Here is a 25,503-nt window from a genome sequence, read left to right on the forward strand (position 1 = left end):
CTGCCTTTATATAAAATTTTGATGTTATTAAACAAGCGGAAGTCTTCGATTAGGGTCAAAGGGAGTAAAGAGAGCAATATCCTCCATAGGAAAACTAAGTGGTGTTGGGAATTTATAAAACGGTGCGTTATGCATTTTAATAATGGCAGGATCTAATGTAATAAAACCATTTGTTACTTCCACTACTTTCCCAGTAAAGATTGGCCGAAACGTTTGACCTAAAATATTTAATTGATCACATTCCAACACAAGTAAAATGTTCTTATATAACATATCCAAGAACAGTTGATTTTCCTCAATAATTGGATCTGCCATAACATAGTTCCTCCTAAAATTTTTATTGAGTAAATAAGATATTGTATGGGGATTTAATAGGGTTGAACTAGATTATTACCTAAATTTTCTGAAATTAGCAAGTGGTCTATTTTGAAAATATCCTCTGGAAAAAGGAAATAAATCTTCCCTGCTTCATATAATTTATTTTATTGATGGAAATTTCTTGTTTTTGCTTACTTTTAATACAAATTTTCTCCTTTAACACATTTACAAGCTTTCCTTGCATAAGCCTATCAGCATATATTGTGAATCTAGTCCCTTTCCATGACTTTAAATTCGTATCTAGCAATTCCTCATAAAACTGTTGTTTTAATATTTCTTTACCTGAAACAGTAACACCAAAATTAGTCAGTAATTTTCTTCTAAGCTCTTCATCATAGATTACATGTTGATGACCGCTAGGAAGGTCTGGAGTTCCAAAAGGAGTTTTTGCAGAATGAATGGCATGATACGGAATCCAAATGCGGGTAAATAGAGTCCTTATCATGACAAAATTTCTTCCAACGATGTTCACTTTACCAAGAGTGTGAATCACTTCATCTCCGTTTCTTGAATAGACCTCAACTTTCTGGTTTTTTTTATATTTAAAGAATTTTAATAACATCATTTGCTTTTTATAATGTGGCAAATGTTTTCCTAAGTTTTGCAGATTTTCTCCATGAATATATTCTTGTAACATTTTCAGCTCATATAATGGTAATGAACTTGCAGGTGATGTAAACCGATCCTCTTTTTTAAGTTCTGGATATTGATTTTCATATTTTTCGTTTTCTCTCACGTTTTCTTTATTACTTATCACATTGAATATCCTCCCGATGGTTTTTGAATTATCAACACTTTTTTTATCCGTTTATTCGAATGAAACGTTCTGAATAAACCCTAAACTTACACTATAAAAAGGAGATCATCATATGAGTTTATTAATAATCTTGATTTTGGTAAGCTATTTCATTGTTTGTTTTGTTTCCTATTCGTTCCTATATAAAGTGAAGAATGTAATTGGATACCATCTTGGAATGAATCTTGCGATGTCAAGTAGTGGGATAATGGGGATTTCAGTTGGAACCGTTCTTGGATACGCCCTTCCAGCCCATTATACGGCGATTACCATTGTTTCAACTGTTATTGCGATCATTATAGGTGCTATTTTTGGTGCGTTAGTGGATTATCAAACATTACTTTCTGGCATTTCAAGTGGAGTGATGGCTGGATTAATGGGTCCAATGATTGGAGTTATTGCCGACCTTGGGCTCATTACATTTTCTACTATTCTAGTATATTTCACGTTTGGTATACTTTGTTTTTCCATTCGTTCTTAATATTAAGATAGTGGGTTTAGATAAGTTAATATGGACACAAGCATAATAATGATCATCATTAAAGTGAAATCAATAATTATCCATATTCCTAAATCCACTGTTTTGTGTTTTTTTTGTTTCGATCGAATGATCCCCCCTAATACAACAACAAGAATCACAGCAATTAATTTATACAGAAGGAAGAACCCCCAATTGGTGAAAATTTGATTAAAACTGGAGAGAAAGGAAAACGCTGTGAAAACTCCTGTAATAGATAGAATAACGATACTTAAGAATGCATACTTTGAAAATACAGGCAAAAAAGAATGGACATATAATCTTTGTTTACGCCAAAAAATGATCGTAAAAGTGAGTCCAGCTGCCCAAATAGCTGCTGCCAATAGGTGAATTCCATTACTAATCACTAATAATACAGTGGGTTCAAACTCAAGTGAATGACCGTTTAAACTTTTAGATACAAGGATTACCAGTATCCAACTTAAATCAAACCATTTATTTCGGAATAAACAAACAAAGCCAATAAGTGACATGAAAAGGGAAGCCAGCCAAACCATACCAAAAATAGAACCAAGAGGAAAATTAAGGGAGAATGACAACCCGTTATCAGTAAAAATATTTAGTTGGATTAGAATCATGGCCATTAAACCAACTAGGTGTGTCATTTGGATGATGATTCCCCAGAACAAATATTTCTTCTTCAACTCAGTTGAATCGTTTTGAATCGTTCTCCACCAAAACACCCAGCCGATTATACAAAGAAGACCAATATAATAAATGGCTCTCATGAAATATATGATCACTTCTGATAAATTGATTTCATTCAACATGAGTCCTACTTGTTCGGATGGAATCACTTCAGTATGATTTGATTCATCTTTTGATTCCTGATATGAAGGTGAATCCGATTCATTCCCTTCCTCTTGCGATTGCTGAGATGGAATAGCATCTGCAATTTTAAAATGGTAAGAGCCTCTTATAGGATGGCCATCATTGGATGAAACTGCGTAATATTCAACCTTATAGATTCCCCCCGCTAGCTCTGGTACCTCTAAAATGATTGCTTGTTGATTATCACTTAATTGAGCTGGTTTGCTCGTTATTTCCTGTTGCTTATCATCAAATACCTTTATTGAGACAAGATCTCTTTCTACTTTATTATCAAAAGTGATGATAATCTCTTTTGGAGACGTCTCGAGCTGGCTATTGGGAGCAGGCGTTTCTTTCACAACAAAAGAATGACTCCAAGCAGTTTGAGGACCCATGAAAAATAAAAATGCTAGGACAAAGGATAAAAAGATTAGTCGCTGCCATTTATGAATCAACTTAATCCCACCTATTCACACGTTTGTAATATTCTATTCATCACATATTGAAATAGGCCTTTCCACAAAAAAAGTGAGAACTAATCTCACTTGGATATTTTATAAAATATATTTATGGAATCTCACTCATTCCCAATAACAGTTTCATGAGTCTCACCAACAAGAGGATTGCAGTCATTGTCTAACCAGATTATTTGACTAATCTTATCTCGTAATATAGTAACAATCACACCGTTTTCTTTTTTTAATTCAATAAAATCAATACCAATATTAAAAATTTTTCCTCTTTGTTTATTCATGTTGTCACAGGAAGCTGTATCGATTTCTACATTACAACCTTCAGTCTTTAATAATTGGAAATTTAAATTTCCTGTCAATCCAGCTAAGTTTAAATGAAAATCTTCGGGACAATCCGGACAAGTGAGATTAACAGGTATATTACATCCATTTTTAGTTAAGTGCTTGACAGACTTACGCTCTTCTTTTTTGCTTTTTTTATCCTTATGCTCTTTAGTTTTAGATCCCAAGTTAATAACCTCCTTTCAAATATGATTATTTCAATATATGCAAATCCCCGTGTCTCCGAAAGGGTTTAGTGCACAGAAGTTGTACAATTGCTTTATTTATGAATGAAATAATTCCGCGAAAGTTTGTATCACCTTCTTTATCTCGAGTTCATAAGATAGTAGGTCTAGTCTATGTCATAAAAAATGGAAAAATAAATAAACAACAGAAAGGTGGCATATTCATGAAAGTTGGTCCAACAAGCGGGGATAATGGATTTCCGGTTTGGTATGAGGATGAGAATGGAGTTCGTCTGCAGTTAAACCTCGATCCTAATGATCCCTTCTCTGGCTTTGCACCCGAAGAATTACCAAACCCTACACAACCTGTATCCTTTCCAAACAATTTTCCATCTGAAGCCTTTTATCATTCAGCAGAAGCTGAAATGACGACAGGTACAGGCGAAAGAGCAAGATTGGTATTAGCATTGGAAGCAGCATTTGTTGGCGAGACCCCAACGGATGGGGAACAAATTGTTTTTGGACGAGTTAGAATTCGAGTTTCTGGTTTAGTAGCTAATGCCAGCTATACAGTTAGGCATCCATACGGAACGGATACATTTATTGCTGAAATAGCAGATCCTAATGAACCAGGAATCGGTGAAATTAATTTTACAGAGGATATTGGAAGTGTTAACGGAGGGGATTTTCACCTCGCCCTTAATAGTAGAGTTCATCCATTTCTACGCTGGGACCCTGCTGTTCTGCCTCCTGCTCCAGATGGATACCTTGGAGATCCAAACGTACTACATCCTATAATCGGTAGTGTTCTATTGGATCAAAATGGTCAACCCCAGAACTATTTTCGGATTGATGGACCTGGTATTGGAATTGGCTCTCCAGATCGATTGACGGATAATAGTATTGAAACAAGGAATTTCACATTATTAGGTACAATTGCAACCAACTCTGGTGTTGACGTTACACGTGCAACGTATAGTAAATTAGCGGATGGCAGCAGGTTTGTGGATGTTTTTGCGATCTCTGATGTTACTCCGCAGGAAATAGAAGTTACAGGTCCTAGTCTTCTTCCAACTAGAATGGACGGTACGAATGGCATATATTTTACTCGTGCTAATTTCACAGGAGATGTTGTACCAAGCGAAGTGACCGTGACAAATATTAGTGATAATCCTGATAGTTCGAAGACAGTGGTTCCTGTCGATTTTGTAAGTGCTACAGCAGAATACAATACGTTAACAACAACATTGAAAATTATCGCAAAATCTAGTAACGAAATCGATAACGTAAGCCTAATAGTTTCTGATTTTGGAATTGGAGATTTATCACTTCCTCCTGATGGAAACTTAGTCATTGCTGCGTTAAATTTTTCACCAGCAAATGTAACGATTACCTCTACAGCTGGTGGAGAGATTACGATTCCAGTTCAAATTATTAGTTTATCTGATAATCCAACACCAACACCAGTAGCAAATGCTGGATTAGATCAAATTGTATCGCAAGGATCTATTGCTACGCTGGACGGGAGCGCTTCGACGAATGTAGAGACTTATCTTTGGGAGCAAATCTCTGGAACGACTGTATTATTATCCAATGCCAATACCGCCAATCCATCCTTCACGTTCCCTAATCAGACAGAGTCTCTAACTTTTAGATTAACTGTTAGTGGACCTGGTGGATCCTCAACGGATACAGTTCAAATTTCAACCGTCCAAAATACCCTAACCGTTACACGGGCGGAATTTCGAAAAACGAATGCAGAATGGCTAATTGAAGGAACATCAAATATTGCTGGACCAGGGGTAACGATTACTATCTATTTAGGAAACAACAGCAATGGGTCCATTCTTGCAGAGGTAGAAGTTGATCCAGATGGCATATGGAGTTATAGAATAAGTGATTCAGATACACAACCTGATGCCACAAGGGCGATCACTATTCAATCAACTTCAGGCGGCATTCTAGAAGCAGTTCCAATAAATATAAGACGTTAATCAGAACGAATGCTCAAGGTAGTTTATAATTAAAGGTAGGAGTGGTAACATGTCTAAAAAAGATTATGAATCGTCAGATTTGGAATCTTCTTCATTTGGGGGAAGTGGACCTCAAGGACCTATAGGGGAGCAAGGTCCCAGAGGAGAGCAAGGTCCCAGAGGAGAGCAAGGACTTAGAGGAGAGCAAGGACTTAGAGGAGAGCAAGGACTCAGAGGGGAGCAAGGTCCTCCAGGTCTACCTGGATCTTCGATAGATGCAGCATATGGATTTGCCTATAATCCATCAAAAATTACTCGTTCAGGTACTGTTCCTTTTACAATTGCTGGTCCATTAAATGATGTAAATCTTATGCCAAACGGATTACAAGTTTTAAGAGATGGTATTTTTCAAATCAGCTATAAGGCAACTGCGACCTTAACAGCTGAAAATAGTCAAGCTGAGTTTCAAATTATTATCAATGATTCAATCAACGTAGCTTCTTCAAAGACTCATTCCACAAAGACCGACAATTCGGAAGAAACGAGTTCTACATTAGGAACTTCTATAATCTTTTCTTTATTAGCAAACGACATTGTTCAACTTTCTGCTAGTTTACCTGAAAACGCAAGCTACGTTGTACCAACTATCCAAGTATTGCAAATCGGTTAAGAATAAAGTGCCAGGCACTTTCCAGAGAATGGATGGTGTCTGGCACTTTATTGATTTAAAGAATATTAACTATCCTTATTTCATTGCTCTAATAGATTCACTGTTAAATCCTTTTTGCTTATTTCTTTCATATATTCAATATCTAAATGTTCATAATGAAGGAGAAACATCCTCTTTCCACATTCACAATCAGAGGTTGATTTCCAATTGATGCATGCTCTTAATCGGACCAATATAATGTCTTCTTTCCCAATAACAAATAATTTTAATTCATCATTAATTTGTAGTTCTGTAACTTTGCTGGCATCCGCATCTTCTAAAATATCATTTGGAATTTCAATAACTTTGCAAAAAATAAAACAGGCCAATAAACAGAAGGAGTCCTCATTTGTTATTGGCCTGTTTTATTTAACTTTGTTCCTATTCCTATGACCTATTCTGTGGGAATCTTCCTGGAACCATATAAACCCGTTCTGGACGCCCTATTGTTCCGTATGATAAATCGGCTTCTATATTATCATTGGCTACTAAGTGTTCAAGGTACCTTCTAGCAGTTGTTCTACTTACACCAATTTCTTTTGCGACATTTTCTGCTGTAAGCCCATATTCTACCTTCCCAAGAACCTCCAACACTTTGTCAAGCGTTAGCGGATCGATTCCTTTCGGGAGGTAAGCCTTTTCGTTTCCTGCACCAGCAACTTCTTTCCGTAATAGCCTGTCTACCTGCTGCTGTGTTACATGGATATTTTCTTTTCTTAATTGCAATAGCTTTCCATGATAATCCTTAAATCTCAGTAACGATTGTTTAAAGCGTTCAAAAACTACAGGTTTAATAATATAATCAAATACTCCTATACTAATAGCCTCTTGGACTTTATGGATTTCTTTTGTAGCTGTAATCATAATAACATCCATTTGTTTCGATTGTTGTTTTGTTTCTTTTAGTAAATCTAGTCCGTTCATATCAGGAAAATAAACATCTAACAAAAGTAAATCCGGCTGCAATATATCAATTAAGGTTTTTGCCTCTATATAGCTGGCTGCAATCCCTACTGCTTGAAAGCCTTCAACCTGTTCAAGAAACCGCTTTTGTATTTCTGCTATCCTAAAGTCATCCTCGACAATTAATACTTCAATATCTCGCTTCCCTTTCATTCACATTCCCCCTCTCTTTGGAATCGCCACAGTAAAAATCGTACCTTCCCCCACATTTGATGAAAACGTGACATATCCACCTAAACTATTAATTGCATTTTGAACTAGACTCAGTCCAATTCCGGAATTACTGTTCTTGTCCTTTGTGGAAAAGCCTTGTTTAAATATCTGGTCGTTATTATTACTTTCTATCCCTTTTCCGTTATCTTCTACTTCAATAATTAACTCTTTACCAAGGTCGGTCAAAAATAGTGTTACTCTTTTTTCTCCTTTTCCATTTTCTCTTACAGCTTCAAAGGAATTATTAATAAGGTTGCCAATAATGGTTACTAATGAATCTCTACTGATTTCATGTGGTATATCTTTAAAGCTGCTCTCTCTATCTATTGAAAAATGAACTTTCAATTCGCTTGCTAAACTTACCTTCCCTAATATAAATCCTGCAATAATTGGATCGGGTATTTCCTTCATTAAAAATTGAATGAATCCTTGAGTGACATCCACTTCTTTTGAGATAAAATCAATGGCTTCTTTATAAGATCCAAGCTGAATCAAGCCTAGAAGGGTATAAAGACGATTGGAATATTCGTGGGTTTGAGCACGTAATCCTTCTGCATAGGCTTTTACATGGGATAATTCCTGAAGTAACTGGGCCAACTCTGACTTATTACGTAAACTTGCGACAGCACCAATTACATTCCCTTTCTTATTAAAAATCGGAATACGATTTGCCAAAAAAACGTCCCCAAATATCAAAATTTCCTTATCATATTCTGCCTGTCCATTTCGAACTACTTCAAGTAGATTCGTATTTTCTATGACCTCTTCAATTCTTTTTCCTCGGAGAAGAGTCTCATTCGGAACCCCCAAAATTTTATGAGCCGTTTCATTCACTACGGTGATTCTTCCATTCGTATCGATCGCAATGATCCCTTCATGAATGGACTCTAATATTGCATGTTTCTCTTGATACATCCAGGCGATTTCTTTCGGTTCTAGTCCAAACATTGCTTTTTTTATATTTAACGAAATGAGTAGTGCTGCTAGTAATCCGCCTATTAAAATCAGCAGTGTAGCAAAAAAGATTTTTTTCTGAATTTTTGAGACTTCCTTTTCGATATCTGTCTGGAGATAACCAACAGAAACAACACCAATTACTTCTCCCTGGCTAAAGATAGGTGCTTTTCCCCTTAGTGAAGGTCCTAGTGTTCCGGTAGATTCTGAGATGACAGATTCTCCTTTAAAAACAAGTCCATTATCTCCCCCAACCATTTTTTGTCCTAATCGCTTTGGATTAGGATGGGAATATCGAATTTCATTTCGATTCCCGATGACAATAAATTCGGCACCAACCTGTTTACGAATTCTTTCAGCGATTGGCTGGATCGTTGAAGCAGGATTTTCCGCTTGAAAGGCCTCCTGGATATCTGGCATACTAGCAATCGATTGGGCTACTGATAAGGCTTTAGAACCGATTTCATGTTTTAGATTGGTTTCCATCATATTTTTAAACGTAACCTCAAAAATACCTCCAATTGAGATTATGAGAAGAAGAATGACTAGCATTAATTTTGAATGTAAACGCACACAATCGCCTCCATTCTTATTATAGTAAAAAAACTCCTTAAATAAAGGAGTTTTCGCATTATTAAAAAAATTATCCCTCAATATTAATAATTACATCTTTCCCTCTTTTTTTCATGAGGAACGGTATAATCAGCCAAAGGAAAGTAATAATTAGAAAAAGCAGTGAAATCGGTCTTGTAAAGAAAACGCTGAAATCTCCATTAGATATTGTTAGGGCTCTTCGTAAATTATTCTCTACCATCGGTCCTAACACCAATCCCAGAACGAGCGGGGCAATTGGATAATCGTTTTTGTTTAAGAAATAGCCAAAAAGTCCACATCCCAATAAAAGTAAAAGATCGTAAGTTGATACTTGGACCGCATAGACACCAAAAATCGAGATGGCAATAATCATAGGAATCAAGAATTGCTTTGGCGTTTGAATAATTTTAGCAAACACTTTAACTAGTGGTAGATTTAAAATTAATAGCATGATGTTCCCGATAAACATGCTGGCAATTAGTCCCCATGCCACTTGAGGATGGTCCTCAAATAATAACGGTCCAGGCTGGACGTTATACATCATCAGCGCTCCCATTAAAATAGCCGTTGTTCCTGAACCAGGAATACCTAATGTTAGTAATGGGATCATCGCTCCCCCTGATGCCGCGTTATTCGCTGATTCTGGTGCCGCAACCCCAGCAATCGTTCCTGTTCCGAATTTTGAAGGTGTTTTTGAGATCTTTTTTTCAAGAATATAGGAAAAGAAAGAAGCAAGCGTCGCTCCCGCACCAGGTAAAATTCCTACAAAGAAGCCTAAGAGTGAACCTCGGGCAATTGGTCCTGCAGATTCTTTTAGTTCAGCTTTTGATGGAAGTAAATTATTTATCCTTGCAATCTCATTATCTTCCTCTTCTTTTTCCAAAATCGTCTTAAAAACCTCACCTACTGCAAACAACCCTACCGCAATGGTTAAAAACTCAATTCCCTGATACAGCCAAGGAACATCAAAGGTAAATCTGGCAATACCAGATACGTTGTCGATTCCAATCGTACCAAGTAATAAACCTAGAACAGTCATAATTAATGCTTTGGTTACCGATTTTCCTGCTAATCCACTGACAGCACCCAACCCTAATAGCATTAAGGAAAAATATTCTGCTGGCCCAAATTTGAGCGCTACAGCTGATAATGGTTTCGCTAATGCAATCAATGCCACAAGGGTAATAATCCCCGCCACAAAAGAACCGATTGCCGCAATGGATAAGGCACTTCCTGCTCTTCCTTTCTTGGCCATCTGGTAACCGTCCAATGTCGTAACGACAGAGGAAGATTCTCCAGGTGTATTTAATAGAATGGAAGTGGTCGATCCTCCATACATCGCTCCATAATAAACTCCAGCGAGTAGAATGATCGCGCTCGTGGCTGCATGTTCTGGCGGGAGTCCGCCCGTAATAGAAGCCGTTACTGGAATGAGAAGGGCAACGCCACTCATCGGTCCAATCCCAGGAAGCACACCAACTGCTGTCCCAATTAAAACCCCAACAAAGGCAAAAAGGATATTATACCAAATAAGTGCCGTTCCGAATCCCTGAAATAAATAATCAAGTGTACTCATTTTGTGTCCTCCTTTCTTTCTCGCTTAAAACCAAATTGGCCAGTCTGGCAGTGTACCTTTTAAAACCTCTACATATAAAAAATAAACAAGTCCTGAAAAACAAGCTGATATGATAAGGGATAGAATCATTTTCGAACGTTCCATTGTTTGAAAGCAAACGAATAAAAATAGAAATGTAGTGATGACATATCCTATCGTTTCCAGCGTTAAAATATAAACCAATGTAGCTGCAAAAATGATTAAGAAAGGCTTGTACTGTAATTTTTCTTTCCTTCCCTGTTGATTCTTCGTGATGAATGTTTCATATAATAATCGGATACTTAATAAAACAAGTCCGCTGCCAAGAATTAATGGAAATATATCAGGCCCAACTGCACTTCCATAGGACGAGCTTTCGAGATGCTTGCTTCCAATAATAAAAAGAACACCTACAGCAAGAAACAATACAGAAGCAATGTAATCGAATTTTAATGCCATTCGTAATCCCCCTTTAGGAAAAAATAGAGGAAGGAGAGAGTTTACTCCTTCCCATATGTTTTACTTTTGCATACCTAATGCTGTTAATAATTGCTGGACTTGGCTTTCTTGCTCTTCTAAAAACTTTTTGAAATCAGAACTGTTTTTATACTCCAATTCCCAACCTTGCGTCTCTACTTCTTTTTTCCAGTCAGGAGAGTTAACGAGCTTATCAATGGCTTGTTCCCAATATGTTTTGGCTTCTTTAGACATTTTTTCCGGACCAAAAACCCCGCGCCAAATCGTAAACTCTGCATCGACACCCTGTTCTATTGCAGTTGGGACATCTTTAAAATCACCAGCTAATCGCTCATCTGAAGTAATCGCCAACACGCGCACCTTACCTGCCTTTAAAAATTCTTTAACACTTGAGGCATCGGTTCCAATGACATCTGCGTTACCGCCAAGTAGTGCGGTTATCGCTTCACCGCCTCCATCATAGGAAACGTATTTAACCTTTGTTGGATCCACCCCATATTTGTAAGCAGGGAGAATGGAAATTAAATGGTCCATGGAACCTGGTGCAGATCCACCTGCAAATGTTAGTTTACTAGGATCTTTCTTTACCTCTTCCAATACTGATTTTAAGTCTGTAAATTTGGAATCCGCTTTTACAACAATTGCCCCGAAATCTTTTGTCAGTTGCGCCAATGGTGTTGTATTTTTGTAGCCATATGGACTGTTTCCTTCTTTTTTCAGATTGTTTATAACAATCGGTGGTGAATTGACAAAGAGCATGTCATTATTTTCAACTTGCTGGGTAGCGTATTCAGCCATAAAGACAGCACCGCCGCCACCAGGCTTATTCTCTACCGTCAAAGGCTGTTCGACCACTTTCGTTTCACTTAGTACTTTTGTAAACGCTCGAGCCGTTAAATCCCAGCCGCCACCTGCCCCTGATGGTGCCACAATTGTAATCGCTTTCGTAGGATAGCCTGTACTTTCTTCCTTCTTACCTGGGCTTGCTGTTTCTTTACTGCTGCATGCACCCAGGCTTAGCACCAATGCTCCAGCACACATTAATGCTGAAATTTTTTTGGTAGATAACATTTAATTTCCCCCTTGTAAACGTTTTCTTAATTTTACAAAACTTTCGAATATTTAATAGATTAAACATTTAAACAGCATTAAAAACTTATTAATCATTTTGTTCATTTTGTTCACGAAGGGAAAATAAATACTTCATTATATTTTTATTTAATCAATAATTTCAGACATATAAAAAAGCTTGTAGACGTATCTAGAACCTAGATTTGTCAACAAGCTAAAAGAAGCTGCCTATAAAAGTTGTTTTTACTTATTTCATTTATAACATCTGAAAGAGCTACATATAGTTTATGTCAATTAATTGAACATCCAGCCCTTCACATTCCAGCAGTGTTATGTTCGTTTGGTCTGGGGACGAAGGATCAATGCCCATTCGCATCCCTGATTCTATCTTTGAAAAATCACCGCACGAAGGAAATGCGCTAGCATTTTAGAGGAACTCCTGCCTTCCGCTCCAATCAACAAAGTGCCCAAATCAATATTTAGCTTTAACACAGTCTTTTTTTATCTAGTGACTGTTTATTCAGCTGAAATTGTTAGTTCTGTTTTTATTGATTTGTTTGGTTTTACGAATACAAGTTCCTCTTTCCGATTTAACTCATTGGTCATTGCCATCCACGGTTCTACGCAGATAAACTCCTGATCTTTTTCGGTCCATAAATATACATATTTGAATTCTTCGCCATATGTCATATGTATTTTCTTTTCTATTTCCGGTAATTTGAAGGAAATTTTCTTTTCGCTTGCATCCAAAAGAACCAGGGATTCCTTCTTATCTGTTAGGTCCAAGCCTTGGCTGACATCTTTGATTTTCATATCATTATAATCCAGGTAGGTTTTTGAGTCTGTTTCATAAGCTATATTTTTTTGAGCAGTCCGAAAATATGGGTGAAAGCCGGGATAAATAGGCATTTCCTTATCTGAATGATTTTTGTATTCTTGAAAAATGGTAAAGCTATTATTTCGTAGGACATATGTAAAAATAACTTCAAAATCAAACGGATAAGACTGTTTCATATCCTGGTTACTTTTCAAACGAATCGTTATTGAAGCGTCATCCTTATCATTTGTTCCGACTACTTCCCAAGGATGATTTCTTGCCACTCCATGATTTCTCATCTTATAGGTTTTCCCGTCCCAATCATATTGACCATTCTCCAATTGACCAGATATAGGGAATAGGATTGGATTTCCACCCCTAACATTTGCTTCAGGATCATAAAAGGTTTCCTTATTTAAAAATAAAATTTCCTCCCCTTGAACTCCAAATCCGATAATAATGCCACCTCTTTCAGGTGCCACCTTTAACCATGAATTGGAATCGGAATCGATTAATTCATAAATATCGAAATTGTTATCTTTATACTGCTTAATTTGATACATTCGTTTACACCCTTTCTTATTCCAAATACCTTCAGGTTACATCCTACCATTAACAATACAATGACATCAAAATAATCAGCCTTATGATAGATTGATTTTTGTTATAAATTAATTTCATATTCAGATTTTTGATGCCTTGAAACATATTTATTTTTAGTGATCCAAAAACGCCATGGATAATCCTTGGCTTCACCAGAGTTGTCAATTCCAATTCTTTTTCCGACAGATATGCTTTCTGGGCAAAAGCCTTTAGCTATATATATAGGTGGATGCGTTAGTGAGGCGCCATAGTCCTCCATTGTTATATCCAATGAATTTGTAAGTTTTCCAGGACCGTTTGTCAGATTTTTCAGCACTTCAATCCCTCTCCTGATTTTCATAAGCTCGATGCCGTAACGGGGTTCCAAGGCACGGACCAAAACGGCTTCAGGTTTTTCTTCTCCACCGCAAACCACATTGAAAAGGCAATGTGTATGCATAAGATATGTATAGGCAAGACCAGAACGATGGAACATGACCTCTGTCCTTGCAGTCCGCCTGTTATTATAGCTGTGTGCAGCCCTGTCACTAGGACCCTTATATGCCTCTGATTCTACAATATATCCTGCTGCAATTCCCTGATGAGTTTCTTTTACAAGGAGGCATCCTAGCAATGCCTTTGCCAGTTCTAGAGTAGGCTGTTCATAAAACTCTTCCGATAATGGAACGATTTCTTTAGGAAATTCTCCCATAACTACTGCCTCCATAATAATGATTTTCTTATTGTTTTACCCACTTTACAGAAAATTAAAAATGTATATCATGGGGAATTTTTCTCGAAGAAAAAACACAAGTAAATTGTTAAAGGGCACCCTTCTATAAGGAAGGTGCCCCTTTATTAATCAATGAACAGATTGGCAATTGCTCATAATCATCATTTTTATCATTCCCTCAACTAGGGTTGGCACTTCTTCGAAGGCACTTTTTATGTGCAGTCTCTCTGTTCGTTTATGGGCATCTTTTCCAAACGGACCGACATTTAAGACAGGAGCCCGCAGCTCGGCCATTGCATCAAAAGGTATACAGTAACTGCTTCCCCATACCGGTGTATTTGCTTTAAAAGCAGTCCACCCTTCCCCTTCATCCTGGTAGTTAACATAGCTTAAGTCACTGATTCCATTGAAATAATGAACCTGTTTTACTGGTAAATTAAATTTTTCTTGTCCTTTTTCCCTAACATATTGGACACATCTCTTAACAAGGTCATCATCAGATGAATTAACAGCCGGATAATAGGGAGGTGCATAGATTAAGACAATGGCTGGTGCAAGCTCCTGACATTCGATCATCAGACTGTCTGCTATCCGCAATGATTTTTCACGGTCATCCCAGTTAGGATTTGCCTGAACTTGAGACTTTATTTCTTCCACAAAATCTAATCCGAATTTACGGATCGCATGAGTTTGTAAATCCTCATAACGCAAAACACGGACTTCGCCAACGGGCTCCACGCACTGCTTCAAACAAACCTCTTTATACGCCTGATTGCAAGCACCGGCCGCATCTATGGCAACCTTTTCAAAAATCTCCATGATTTCTTCTGCATTCCGCTTCATTAAAAATACGTTATACAATGCCGCTGAACGGTATGGCGTTTGGACAGAGTATTCCAATCGTAAATCTTTTTGCTGAAGGGTTACAGGAAGTGGTGTGGTTTCTCCCATCACTGTTTCTTGAAGGCTCAAATTCCACTCCATCCGCTGAGTCAAGAATGAGGCAATATAAGGTGCCGTAATGCCACTGAGTGGTTCGCCGACATGTGTTTCTTTTCCATAAAAGAGCGCTGATGGCATAATTTTTCCAATCGATCCGGAATAAACATAAAAACTTCTGTCACCCGGTTCCTGGGTGAATACCGGTTCTCCGTTTAGGAAAAGTTTATAGCTAAGATTATGCTTGTCTTTTAATTCCAGCAGTTTCGTAACGGCCGCACGCATACCGGATGAATTCACCTCTTCATCAGGGACTGTTAACAGGAGGAGATTAATTGGCCATTTCTCAAAAGATGCTTTTTCTAATAATCCCATATGCATCGCAAGTCCCATTTTCATGTCCATTGTGCCCCGGCCAAATAAATATTCACCTGATGTGAGATCCCTTTGTGCATCACCATGCAACTCATCAATTCTATTTAAAAGTAATTTTGTCAATTCCTCCGGCTGATAGGCAAATTCCTCAAGGTCCCCATACTCTTCCGTGTTTACCGTATCAAAATGACTCAGTAAAACAATCGTTTCCTTTGCATCACACTTATATAACCCAGTTAAGAACCGCCGCCCTAAATCAGCCTCATGAAGACCCAAATGGCCGGGATTCTCCTGAAAATACCGCAATTCTTGAAGTTTCGCCTGAACCCTGCCGGGAAACTCACGCTCCCCCTCGGTTAACGTCATACTTCTCCAGCTCACCAGTTCACACAACAATCTCCGAAGCCTATCCGGTGTTCCCCACCTAAGTTGTTCCATTATCAATTACCCCTTTACCATTCCAATTATTCATTAACCGAGTGTCCGCCTGAAGTGGACACTGTCCACGAGCGGTGCCTGTCACCCAATTTGTTGTCACCCATCGGTTTTTATCCTTTTATATGCGTTTCTGAATTTGCTTTGGTTTGTTTGTTTTTGAAGTAGTAGAATAGGTAGCATATTACCAGGAATCCCAGGCCGATGAGGAGCCCTATCAGTTGGGTTGGGTCAAAGGCTAAGAATATAAGTATGGATACGCAGAATACGATACATATAGCCGGGATTAACGGATAAAATGGTACTTTGTATTGCAGGTCTTCTAATTTTCCACCGCCTTGCAGGTATTTACGCCGAAACATTAACTGAGAGAGAGCAATTCCGATCCAGGAGATGGTTACGGATATTCCGGCAACAGACATCAAGAGAACGAATACTGTATCTGCTGCAATAACACTTGTCAGCAGTGATAAAAGCGAGAATATCATGGTAAACACAAGTGCTGTAAATGGAACTTTCCGTTTTGAAAGTTTACCAAAACGTTTAGGTGCCATCCCTTCATGAGACATGGCCCACAGGAGCCGGGTTGATGCATAAATACAAGAGTTCCCTACTGATAATATCGCTGTCAGGATAACAAAGTTCATTATATCAGGTGCGAATGGAATTCCAGCCAAATCCATTAAAGTAACGAATGGGCTTTCCAGTAATCCAAGTTCCTTCGAGGGAAAAATAGCTGATAAGATAATAATAGAGGCAAGATAAAATATAATAATTCTAAACAGCACGTTCCGAATGGCACGAGGAATGTTTTTCTGTGGCTCTTCGCTCTCACCAGCAGCAATCCCGATTAATTCTGATCCTTGATAGGAAAAGATAACATTCATCATCGTGACAAAAAGAATAGCAATCCCAGCAGGGAATAATCCAGATGGAGCCAGATTTTCTAATAAAGGAGCCGGTCTGTCTTCAAGTGGTATAATTCCAAAAATAGCACCGACACCTATGATGATAAAGAAAATAACCGCCACTACCTTAATTCCGGCAAACCAGTATTCGGCCTCAGCGAATCCTCTCGTCGTTAAAGCATTGAGTCCGAATAATAGCAGGATAAAAACCGCACACCATACCCATACAGAAATACCCGGGAACCACCTCTGCATTAAGATACCGGCGGCGGTAAATTCCACTCCTGCCGTAGTGGCTGACCCAATAAAATACATCCATCCTAAAGAAAACCCAGCAGAAGGACTTATAAATTTACTGGCATATGTCTGAAATGAACCTGTTACGGGCATATAGACAGCGAGCTCCCCCAGGCAGACCATGACAAGATACAGAATGATCCCGCCAAATATATACCCGATTAATGCACCCCCTGCTCCAGCCTGATTAATGGTATAACCTGCATTTAAAAACAGTCCCGTTCCAATAACTCCCCCTAATGAAAGCATAAATAAGTGACGCCGTTTCATGGAACGATTTAACTGATTTTGTTGCCCCCCCTGATTAATTGTTTCCATTCCTCTCCCACCCCTCTTAAATTAGTTTTACCCCTTTATCATTAAAAGCGCAGTGACAAACAGCTTAAACCGCCATCTTGCTTACGGAATTCAGACATTTCGAGTTCTATTGTCTGGTAACCGGCATCATTAATTTTATGTTTCGTAACAGGATAGCCTGCAGGGATGATGACATAGTCATTCACACGAATACAATTTGCGGCGTATTCCTCTTCAGGTGGAACAACTATTTTTTGATATTTGTTAAACTCAGGATGATCAACAAATTCTCCTGCGACCACAATCGTTTGATTTCCTAAATAAGCAATGCCTGTTTTTAAATGAAAGAATTTTTCCAGCTCAACAATGGTACCTTTGTAACCCTCTAATTCTAGAATTGTTTTTAATTGTTCAGCACCAACATGGTTAGTTCTGGCCGAAATTCCTATAAAAAAACGATCTTCAATCTGCAGGATATCTCCCCCATCAAGAGTTCCTGGAGACTTTATATAATAAATAGATTCATAGAAAGACTTGATTACATGTTCCATATCATGGATTTCTCCATTCCGGGAAAGTGCTCCTGGATTCGAAATCACAGCGAAATTAGGAGTTAGTACAGCTGTATCCTCCACGAAAGTTGAATCCGGATATTGTAAATTCCCAGGAACTTCCGTTACTATTGTTCCGCATTTTTTCAACGCCTCTATATAGGCCTTGTGCTGTTCTAATGCTTTTTCCAGATTAGGTCTTCCTAAATCGGAAGTAGTTAAGCCATTGACATAGCTTTCACTAGGTATTTTAACAATCGTTTTTTTAAACATGACATTATCCTCCTTTATTACCCTCTCACTACTGGACATGTAAGACATGTTGGTCCCCCCGTTCCTAAATAAGATATTTCATTTCCTTCATATTCATAGATTTTTGCGCCTGCTTCGAGTAGTTGCTCTTTTGTTGATTGATTCCCTGAAACCATTACGCAGACTCTTGGTGCTAACGCAAGAACATTGCATCCAAGCCGGTGGTATTCTTCATCCGGTACCTCTATTAATTGAAAACCGCGCTTGATTAGTAACTGCCGAAGAAAGACCGGCATCAGTCTTGAATATACCACTGCCAGATTCTCGTCTACGATACTAATAAATGACATAAGATGAAGACATTCCTCTTCCCCTTGGTCATGCGGCAGTTGTACAACAATACACTCATCTACCATATCATTTGTCATTTCCTGAATTTGCCGGATGGCTTCATCATTCGTCCGATAACCGCGGCCAATCATTAATGTACGATCATCGAGCCAGACGAGGTCTCCTCCATCAGCCACCGCGTCCCCTGTTAGTTCACCTACTATAGGAATGTTCTTTTCTAGTAAAAATTGTTTATAAGCCTCAGCCTCAGTCTGCCGTAATTTTTTCCCCGATTTTAAAATAATCGCCCCATTCTTCGTGAATTTTACAGGGTCATGTGCATAAAGCGAGTCTAATCCAACTGTCTCTGAAACAGGTAAAAATTCAATTTCAGCGACATGTTCTTTTATAATCGCATGAAACTGTTCATATTCATTTTGTGCCTTTATGTAGTCAGGTTCATTGATGTAGTTGAACTTTTCCCATTCATTCCTTAGATGCTCCTGACTGATAAAGGCATCCTTTGGGTGTTTTAAAATAACCTTGTTAAGATTTTTATGCATCGAAGATAACAAGTTTTATCCCCCCTCCATTTTCCGCATAGTGGAAAATATTTTCTTTTAATGGAAATCTATAATATGATATTATAAAAAGAAGAAATGCATGTCAATATATTTTGAATTTGCAGAATAATTAATTTCTCCCTTTTTTGGAGATAGTTGATGATGAAAATGATTGGGGTTGAATAAAATGCAAACAATTGACCGGGCCATGCAAGTAATTAAAGTTCTAGCTGAAAGCGATACTAAAAAATGGTTCTCGATTACGGATTTATCAAAGGAATGTGACTTGCCTGTCAGTACCATGCATCGTCTTTTACAATCCATGATCAAACACGGATTAATTCAGCAGGATCCGAATCTAAAACTCTATTCAATGGGGTATACCTGGCTGGAATATGGACTACAGATGTATGATACCTTTGATTTTGTCGGGCTGATCCGCCCCGAAATGGAGAAATTAATGTATGAGGTGGAAGAGAGTGTTTATTTCAGTAAACCTATAGGCTTAGAAGCTCTAATTGTAGAAAGAATCGATTGCCCGCATAATCCAATCCGGATATATGATCAGTTGGGAATCAGAATCCCAATGAATATCGGGGCTGCAAACAAAGTAATGCTGGCGAATATGCATAAGGACGAAGCGTTAAAAATCATAAATGACTTAGTACCAAAAGAAGAAATAGAGTCCTTCCTACACCTGCTAAATACCATTCGTCATAAAGGCTACGGGGAAAGCCAAGGGGAAAAAACCAAAGGCACCGCCTCTGTCGCAGCACCAATATTCAATCACTCCAATGAATTAATTGGAGCCTTAAGCATCGGTTATGTAACCTTTAACCAAAAAGATGAAAAACAGCGGTTATTAATCGAAAAAGTAATCCAATATAGCATGCGCATATCCGCCAAACTAGGAAGTAAACTTAACATTTAAACAGAACAAAAATATTAACAAAGGATTATTTCCTAAAAAAAAACACTCATCCGAAGAAATCGGAAAGAGTGTTTTTTTGATCGTTTGTTTATTAATAAGAACCTGTTTTTATTTTTCTGTAGTACCTTGATATCAAGAACCTAGTTTTCAGTTTTATTTAGCAGTTAAACTAAAAAGCTTTTCTAAATGCCGAACAACTTCACCTTTATTGGCTTCAACAACTTCTAGATACTGAGGTTTATTAAACAAATCACTTATTTGTTCAGGGAATATTTGCTGAATATAACAACGTTCTATGGATTCATTAAATTTTGCCGGATGAGCAGTTGAAAGTGTGACACAAATTTCACTAGATTTATTACAACTTTCGTATGCAGCAACGCCACACGCCGTGTGCGGATCTAATAAATAACCAATATCAGTACTGTACTTATTGATCGTTTTCAAGCATTCTTCCCCATTAACCCCATGCGCTGCAAAATCTTCTTTCACCTTATGGAGCAGATCGTCGCTAACAACAATTTTTCCTTCTTCCTTGAACTTCTCCATTAAGTCCGACACGACCATTGGATTTTCACCAAGCAAGTAATATAGATAGCGCTCAAAATTGCTAGCTACTTGGATATCCATAGAAGGGCTATATGTGCTTCGGAATTCACCAGGCTTGTACACTCCATCATGGATAAAACTTTCTAATATATTATTCTCGTTGGTTGCAACGATGAGTTTACCTACCGGCAGCCCCATTTTCTTTGCAAGATAACCAGCAAAGATATCTCCAAAATTACCAGTCGGCACACTAAAGTTTATATTCTCTAGATCAGTCTCTCTTTTCACTTGGAAATAAGCATAGAAATAGTAAACCGTTTGCGCCATGATACGAACAAAGTTAATCGAATTTATTGCACGGATATGGTATTTGTTTTTAAAATCTACATCTGAGAATAATTCCTTGATGATTCTTTGACCATCATCAAACGTTCCTTTAATTGCTAAATTCAAAACGCTTTTGTCATCGACAGTCGTCATTTGTAATTCTTGAACCTTACTTACTTTGCCATGTGGGTGCAAAATACAAATGCGGATACCTTCTTTTCCTCTTACACCCTCGATAGCTGAGGCACCCGTATCCCCTGAAGTAGCGCCAAGAATATGAATCGACTCACCAGTCTTCTTAGATACATATGAATATAAATTTCCTAAGAATTGCAGCGCAATATCTTTAAACGCAAATGTCGGACCATGGAACAGTTCTAGCACATACATGTTATCCTTCAGCTTTTGAATAGGTGTTATCTCTGGGTGGCGGAAGGTTGCATAGCTTTTCTCGATTAAGGATTTTAACTCATTGTCTGGGATTTCACCATCAATATAATAAGAGAAGATTTCGAATGCTAATTCTTGATATGTCAACTTGGACATTACTTCTAACTTTTCTGCAGGAATTTGTGGGATTTTCTCAGGTACTAATAGTCCCCCATCATTTGCCAGTCCCATTAAGACTGTATCAATAAAACCGATTTTACTTACATTTCCGCGTGTACTAACAAAGTTCATAACTGCCTCCAGTATATATTAAAGATTTATTACCTAGTTTTGGAGCGTGAGATTACTATATTATTAAATAGAGCTATAATATATAAAATTCATTTTATATAAAATTAAGTGAATAGTCTATAAATTGTCGTTTCGAAAACACATTCATTTTATTAACATTTTAATTTTGTGTCATATTAACTACATTTTCCGCTTTTTGATGCCTTGAATCATATTAATTATTCGTAACACATAAACGCCAAGGGAAATCTCTGGCTTGATCAGAGTTATCAATTCCAATCCTTTTTCCGACTGATATGCTTTCCGGACATAAGCCTTTGTGTTTGCATAAGATATTTATATTCAAGGCCGGAACGTAAATTTGGGCAAGGATGGTTTTAGTAGCTGTGTAGGCATTTTGGGAGATTTCCTATTTTACTAGAATTTAAGAGTACTTGAATGGGTGGAGTTTGACCTGGCAATATTGGTTCCAGGCTCTGGATATTCCATTTGGATTTTTTATAGATCAGATGCGATTGGCGGACGATCCCGTAGCTCTTCTTCAGTAAGAGGCAGGTTCTCTCCCTTGATAACTAACTAGTAATGGCACCCCAATGGAATTATTCGAAGGTTTATTCCACATCGACTGGTGATAGTAAATGATCATCATATTTATCAATAAATATATGTCCATTACTATTGACTACAGCATAATAAACTTCTTCTATTTGAAGATTTCTTTTTTGACATTCAGCTTCGATCCAGTTGTAATTATATTGTCCATTTGTATTTTTCAGGATAATTTTTCCATCCATAATCAATTCAACAGGTAGTGATTCATTTGAATTGGGTAGATTTAAATCTTGTTTGGTTACATGTTGAAATGGTTTCTTCATAAAAATAGATAGTTCCCCGCTTACTTCCAGCAATGCGTATTCTACTTTATTAATATTAAAAACATTCTTCTCCCTTAAATGTTGATTAAGATCATCGATAGAGAACTTTACTTTTTTCATATTCTCTTCCAATATTTTTCCATTCTCTATTAACACTGTTGGTCTTCCAGAAAGCCATTTCCTCATATTTCGGCTTCTTGAGGATATGATGTTAAACAAATAAAACAATAATATTAAAGTCAGAAAGGCTATTAGCATTTCATGAAACTTTAAATTCGTATCAAATCCCATATTAGCAATAAAGGAGCCAATCGTAACGGATAAGGCAAAGCTATAATGATTTTTATGGGTATTTATGTGCTTTCCAAATGACAGAGTAACGAATATTAATATGATAAAACTGGCACTTGTTCTTAATATAGGTATCAGTATATCCAGCATCTAAATCACCTTTTTTAGTTATTTTTCCAATTAATTTATTTTTCATCCATTTTTACTACCTCGATCAAATAATTAAAAAGCCCTTAATAAGGGTTTACTGCTTAAGGATTGATTGATTGATTCAAATAGATTTCTTTTGTCATCTGCCAACAACAATTCATCCCTTCAATTGCTTACAAGCAAGCCGGAACTAGTCAGAATGTTTCATGCTTCATCTCGAAGCGTGTATGAAAGAATACTACCGTGGAACTCACTCGACCGTGGTTAATTGCCCATAGGGACTGAAAAAACATTTAAGCATATAGTATAGGAAATGGAATTAAAAAGAGGTGATATACTTGGAAAACACACAAAACGTGCATCATATGGACACAGGTATCATCAGCGAAAACGGCAATATTAATTTCGGCTCCACGGTTCAAAATAGTCATACCGCCAATAAGAAAGCAACGGGAGCGGCTTTTACCTTTGGAGATTGTTCAAATATCTATCAGTTTCACAACAAAACGCAGGTAGTTGACATTAACAAGCAAGAACAAAGTGAAACCCCCTGAATAAGAACTTATTATTAACCAAATGGAAAAAATGGGCATATATATAACCAACGACAAGTTTGGAGGAGAGAACATGCCCACCAATATAAATATATACAGCATTAAAATCAATAACATATCTAATAACGCCTCTATAAATATTGGCGATGCTCTCCATAATGCACCTTCCGCCCACACAAAATCACAAGGGGTTAACTCCTCATACGGAGATACTTCACCAACTACTTCAGGTATGGAAAATGTATTTATCGATCCCGATATGAATGATCAAGGAGACATTGCAAATCCAGCTAATGTCAATTCCAAGCAGTTATAAGGGTTTTCGTATTCAATGAAAGGAGTTTTTAAATGCCTTACTTTATAAATATTTTCAACATTAAGACGAATGGAATTACCCAAAATGGGAATTTTGATATTGGAGCAACGATCCATAATAGTCATACAGCAAATTCAAAATTTGTTGGTGCTAATTTTTCGTTAGGTGATTTCTCACCTTCATCATCCCTAATGGGCAATAGTAATTTTGATCCCGATGTGAGTGACCAAGACCAAATTGCTAATCCTTCACTTCCAATAAGCAACCAATTCTAAAGTCAACTTCTTGTGTAGCTGTCCCTCCCCAAATTAAAGGACAGCTATTTTAATACGTATGAAAAGCTGTAAGGGGGAAACCTAATGGACTATGAAAAAATAAAACAATGGATGGAAATTACACAAAAGTATCAAAACGGAAAGTTTTGGGAGATGGTTTTTGATGAGAATTCCCATGATCAACTTGAGGAAGATGAGGGACGCAATGTAACCCCCAAGGAAAAGCCTCCATTGATGAAATATCCGACAACCGATATTTTTCAAACAGAAACAGATATCATCCTCATTTTAGAGGTCCCAGGAGCGATTAAAGAAGATATTTCTTTATCCTTTTCTGGTACGAAACTGACAGTTCGAGGGCTGCTGCGGCCACCAATGATTCAAGGTGTAACGATAAAGAGTGAAAGAAAATATGGTGAATTCGAAAGAAACATCAATTTACCTGAACCCGTTGATAGTAAAGATATTTTCGCAAGGTTTGAAAATGGACTTCTAATCATTAGTTATAAAAGAAGATATACAAGGGAAGAGACAATCATGATTCGTTGACTAAGGTGTGGTGAGCATTATGCCTTTAAAAGGGAATAAATTTCCACAAGATGTGTATAAAAGAATAGAAGCATTAGAAAATCATATAAAAAGAGTGAATACGATTGAAGTATATATGAAACAGGTAATGCAGCTGGAAAAGCAGCTTGGGTTAATGAATAGGAGCGATATTTCAAAAGGGGAAAACATTAATACAGACTCAGTCAAAAGACTCGAAAAAAGGCTTTTACTATTCGTAGAAGAAACCATTAAGGGACAATTAGAACCATTACAGAAAACGGTTAACAACTTATCTAAACGTATTTCCAATATCGAGCACCGTATATCCACAATAGAGAAACTGTATAGTGAAAACATGGATACGAATGAAACCGAAATAGAAGATAATAAACCAAATGCTAAAGAGTGGCCGGTTATATACCAGGAATTTAAGGTAGAAAAATTATATATTGATAAATATGAACAGGTCAATAATCTAGGAAACTTAGGAATTAGAGAACTAAGCGGACATTTAAATATTGGCACAACCTTTGGTAACGGTGCTATCCCAAAGGAACTTTTTACCGAATTGATAGAGGAATTAGACAAACTGAAGGAAAAGAAAGTAAAACAAAAGGATGAACAGGAACAAGGAATGGATAGTATGGACAGCAAAGATATCAAGGAGGTTCCTAAAAATTGATGGGCCACACCAAAATCATCGACATTTAGTGCTGAGTGCTAATCATGGACACTCAGCTTTTTATTTTTAGCATATAGAAACTCCTTGGGTGTTATTAATCCAACACTTCTTCTCATCTCAGGCTGCGTTACCATTATTATAGTACAAATAAATACCCCACCTTCCTTACAGAAAGTGAGGCTTATAATATAAAAT

General features: G+C 37.3%; 27 protein-coding genes and 1 pseudogene. 9 read left to right on the top strand and 19 right to left on the bottom strand.

Features of this window, described 5'->3' with window-relative positions; genetic code table 11:
• Positions 1–27: 27 nt before the first annotated feature.
• Together TR08_RS22955 and TR08_RS22960 are read right to left on the bottom strand one after the other, a co-directional pair.
• Positions 28–315: a hypothetical protein gene (locus TR08_RS22955; RefSeq protein WP_045522174.1), complete on the bottom strand. Its 288-nt coding sequence runs from the start codon at positions 313–315 to the stop codon at positions 28–30.
• A 106-nt stretch (positions 316–421) separates the two neighbouring features.
• Positions 422–1,135: a hypothetical protein gene (locus tag TR08_RS22960; RefSeq protein ID WP_045522177.1), complete on the bottom strand. Its 714-nt coding sequence runs from the start codon at positions 1,133–1,135 to the stop codon at positions 422–424.
• A 112-nt stretch (positions 1,136–1,247) separates the two neighbouring features.
• Between TR08_RS22960 and TR08_RS22965 the strand changes: the two genes are divergently transcribed.
• Entirely contained in the window at positions 1,248–1,655 is a 408-nt protein-coding gene (locus tag TR08_RS22965; protein WP_045522178.1) for a hypothetical protein, read from the top strand.
• A gap of 2 nt (positions 1,656–1,657) precedes the next feature.
• Here TR08_RS22965 and TR08_RS22970 read toward each other — a convergent pair whose 3' ends face one another.
• The gene (locus TR08_RS22970) at positions 1,658–2,977 is read right to left on the bottom strand and encodes a copper resistance CopC/CopD family protein (RefSeq protein ID WP_045522179.1); all 1,320 of its coding nucleotides are present in this window, start codon (positions 2,975–2,977) and stop codon (positions 1,658–1,660) included.
• Positions 2,978–3,099: 122 nt separating this feature from the next.
• Complete coding sequence (locus tag TR08_RS22975; protein ID WP_045522181.1) at positions 3,100–3,504, bottom strand: hypothetical protein; 405 nt, start codon at positions 3,502–3,504, stop codon at positions 3,100–3,102.
• Between the two features lie 221 nt (positions 3,505–3,725).
• On the opposite strand from TR08_RS22975, the gene TR08_RS22980 reads away from it, so the two are divergent.
• The gene (locus tag TR08_RS22980; protein ID WP_045522182.1) at positions 3,726–5,495 is read left to right on the top strand and encodes a PKD domain-containing protein; all 1,770 of its coding nucleotides are present in this window, start codon (positions 3,726–3,728) and stop codon (positions 5,493–5,495) included.
• Positions 5,496–5,544: 49 nt separating this feature from the next.
• Entirely contained in the window at positions 5,545–6,144 is a 600-nt protein-coding gene (locus tag TR08_RS32765; RefSeq protein ID WP_052427593.1) for a collagen-like protein, read from the top strand.
• Positions 6,145–6,224: 80 nt separating this feature from the next.
• On the opposite strand, the gene TR08_RS22990 is transcribed toward TR08_RS32765, so the two are convergent.
• From TR08_RS22990 to TR08_RS23045, 12 genes are all read right to left on the bottom strand, one after another.
• Positions 6,225–6,512: a hypothetical protein gene (locus tag TR08_RS22990; protein WP_052427594.1), complete on the bottom strand. Its 288-nt coding sequence runs from the start codon at positions 6,510–6,512 to the stop codon at positions 6,225–6,227.
• A 58-nt stretch (positions 6,513–6,570) separates the two neighbouring features.
• Entirely contained in the window at positions 6,571–7,299 is a 729-nt protein-coding gene (locus TR08_RS22995) for a response regulator (protein WP_045522184.1), read from the bottom strand.
• Positions 7,300–8,886 (bottom strand): ATP-binding protein, encoded by a 1,587-nt coding sequence (locus tag TR08_RS23000; protein ID WP_045522186.1) that lies wholly within the window; start codon positions 8,884–8,886, stop codon positions 7,300–7,302.
• A 70-nt stretch (positions 8,887–8,956) separates the two neighbouring features.
• Positions 8,957–10,483, bottom strand: coding sequence for a tripartite tricarboxylate transporter permease (locus tag TR08_RS23005; protein WP_045522188.1), 1,527 nt, complete (start codon positions 10,481–10,483; stop codon positions 8,957–8,959).
• 24 nt (positions 10,484–10,507) lie between these two features.
• The gene (locus TR08_RS23010) at positions 10,508–10,960 is read right to left on the bottom strand and encodes a tripartite tricarboxylate transporter TctB family protein (RefSeq protein WP_045522190.1); all 453 of its coding nucleotides are present in this window, start codon (positions 10,958–10,960) and stop codon (positions 10,508–10,510) included.
• 60 nt (positions 10,961–11,020) lie between these two features.
• Positions 11,021–12,049 (bottom strand): Bug family tripartite tricarboxylate transporter substrate binding protein, encoded by a 1,029-nt coding sequence (locus TR08_RS23015; protein WP_045522192.1) that lies wholly within the window; start codon positions 12,047–12,049, stop codon positions 11,021–11,023.
• A gap of 516 nt (positions 12,050–12,565) precedes the next feature.
• On the bottom strand, positions 12,566–13,429 hold the full coding sequence (locus tag TR08_RS23020; protein ID WP_045522194.1) for an aldose epimerase family protein: 864 nt from the start codon (positions 13,427–13,429) through the stop codon (positions 12,566–12,568).
• 101 nt (positions 13,430–13,530) lie between these two features.
• The gene (locus TR08_RS23025; RefSeq protein WP_045522196.1) at positions 13,531–14,160 is read right to left on the bottom strand and encodes a DNA-3-methyladenine glycosylase; all 630 of its coding nucleotides are present in this window, start codon (positions 14,158–14,160) and stop codon (positions 13,531–13,533) included.
• Positions 14,161–14,310: 150 nt separating this feature from the next.
• On the bottom strand, positions 14,311–15,933 hold the full coding sequence (locus TR08_RS23030; RefSeq protein WP_045522197.1) for a M20/M25/M40 family metallo-hydrolase: 1,623 nt from the start codon (positions 15,931–15,933) through the stop codon (positions 14,311–14,313).
• Between the two features lie 110 nt (positions 15,934–16,043).
• Complete coding sequence (locus TR08_RS23035) at positions 16,044–17,453, bottom strand: amino acid permease (protein ID WP_081954619.1); 1,410 nt, start codon at positions 17,451–17,453, stop codon at positions 16,044–16,046.
• A 41-nt stretch (positions 17,454–17,494) separates the two neighbouring features.
• Positions 17,495–18,256, bottom strand: a complete 762-nt coding sequence (locus TR08_RS23040) for a dimethylarginine dimethylaminohydrolase family protein (RefSeq protein WP_045522199.1) — start codon at positions 18,254–18,256, stop codon at positions 17,495–17,497.
• A gap of 17 nt (positions 18,257–18,273) precedes the next feature.
• Positions 18,274–19,128 (bottom strand): dimethylarginine dimethylaminohydrolase family protein, encoded by an 855-nt coding sequence (locus TR08_RS23045; protein ID WP_045522367.1) that lies wholly within the window; start codon positions 19,126–19,128, stop codon positions 18,274–18,276.
• A gap of 187 nt (positions 19,129–19,315) precedes the next feature.
• On the opposite strand from TR08_RS23045, the gene TR08_RS23050 reads away from it, so the two are divergent.
• The gene (locus TR08_RS23050) at positions 19,316–20,059 is read left to right on the top strand and encodes an IclR family transcriptional regulator (protein WP_045522200.1); all 744 of its coding nucleotides are present in this window, start codon (positions 19,316–19,318) and stop codon (positions 20,057–20,059) included.
• A 153-nt stretch (positions 20,060–20,212) separates the two neighbouring features.
• Here TR08_RS23050 and thrC read toward each other — a convergent pair whose 3' ends face one another.
• From thrC to TR08_RS23060, 3 genes and pseudogenes are all read right to left on the bottom strand, one after another.
• On the bottom strand, positions 20,213–21,616 hold the full coding sequence (gene thrC, locus TR08_RS23055; protein WP_045522201.1) for a threonine synthase: 1,404 nt from the start codon (positions 21,614–21,616) through the stop codon (positions 20,213–20,215).
• Between the two features lie 214 nt (positions 21,617–21,830).
• Positions 21,831–21,932, bottom strand: a pseudogene (locus TR08_RS33390) (DNA-3-methyladenine glycosylase); the annotation flags it as partial.
• 295 nt (positions 21,933–22,227) lie between these two features.
• Entirely contained in the window at positions 22,228–22,932 is a 705-nt protein-coding gene (locus TR08_RS23060; protein ID WP_045522203.1) for a DUF421 domain-containing protein, read from the bottom strand.
• Positions 22,933–23,270: 338 nt separating this feature from the next.
• Here TR08_RS23060 and TR08_RS23065 point away from each other — a divergent pair, with 338 nt between their 5' ends.
• The 5 genes from TR08_RS23065 (at position 23,271) to TR08_RS23085 (ending at position 25,308) form a co-directional block, all read left to right on the top strand.
• A complete protein-coding gene (locus tag TR08_RS23065; protein WP_052427595.1) occupies positions 23,271–23,486 on the top strand; it encodes a spore germination protein in 216 nt (71 codons plus the stop codon).
• 73 nt (positions 23,487–23,559) lie between these two features.
• Positions 23,560–23,802 carry a spore germination protein gene (locus TR08_RS23070; RefSeq protein ID WP_045522205.1) on the top strand — a complete coding sequence of 81 codons (243 nt, stop codon included), beginning with the start codon at positions 23,560–23,562 and terminating at the stop codon, positions 23,800–23,802.
• Positions 23,803–23,834: 32 nt separating this feature from the next.
• Complete coding sequence (locus TR08_RS23075) at positions 23,835–24,077, top strand: spore germination protein (RefSeq protein ID WP_045522207.1); 243 nt, start codon at positions 23,835–23,837, stop codon at positions 24,075–24,077.
• Between the two features lie 84 nt (positions 24,078–24,161).
• The gene (locus TR08_RS23080; protein WP_045522209.1) at positions 24,162–24,626 is read left to right on the top strand and encodes an Hsp20/alpha crystallin family protein; all 465 of its coding nucleotides are present in this window, start codon (positions 24,162–24,164) and stop codon (positions 24,624–24,626) included.
• 19 nt (positions 24,627–24,645) lie between these two features.
• The gene (locus TR08_RS23085; RefSeq protein WP_045522211.1) at positions 24,646–25,308 is read left to right on the top strand and encodes a hypothetical protein; all 663 of its coding nucleotides are present in this window, start codon (positions 24,646–24,648) and stop codon (positions 25,306–25,308) included.
• The last annotated feature ends 195 nt before the right edge of the window (positions 25,309–25,503 follow it).

Source organism: Neobacillus niacini, assembly GCF_000759675.1.
Lineage (GTDB): Bacteria > Bacillota > Bacilli > Bacillales > Cytobacillaceae > Neobacillus > Neobacillus niacini_A.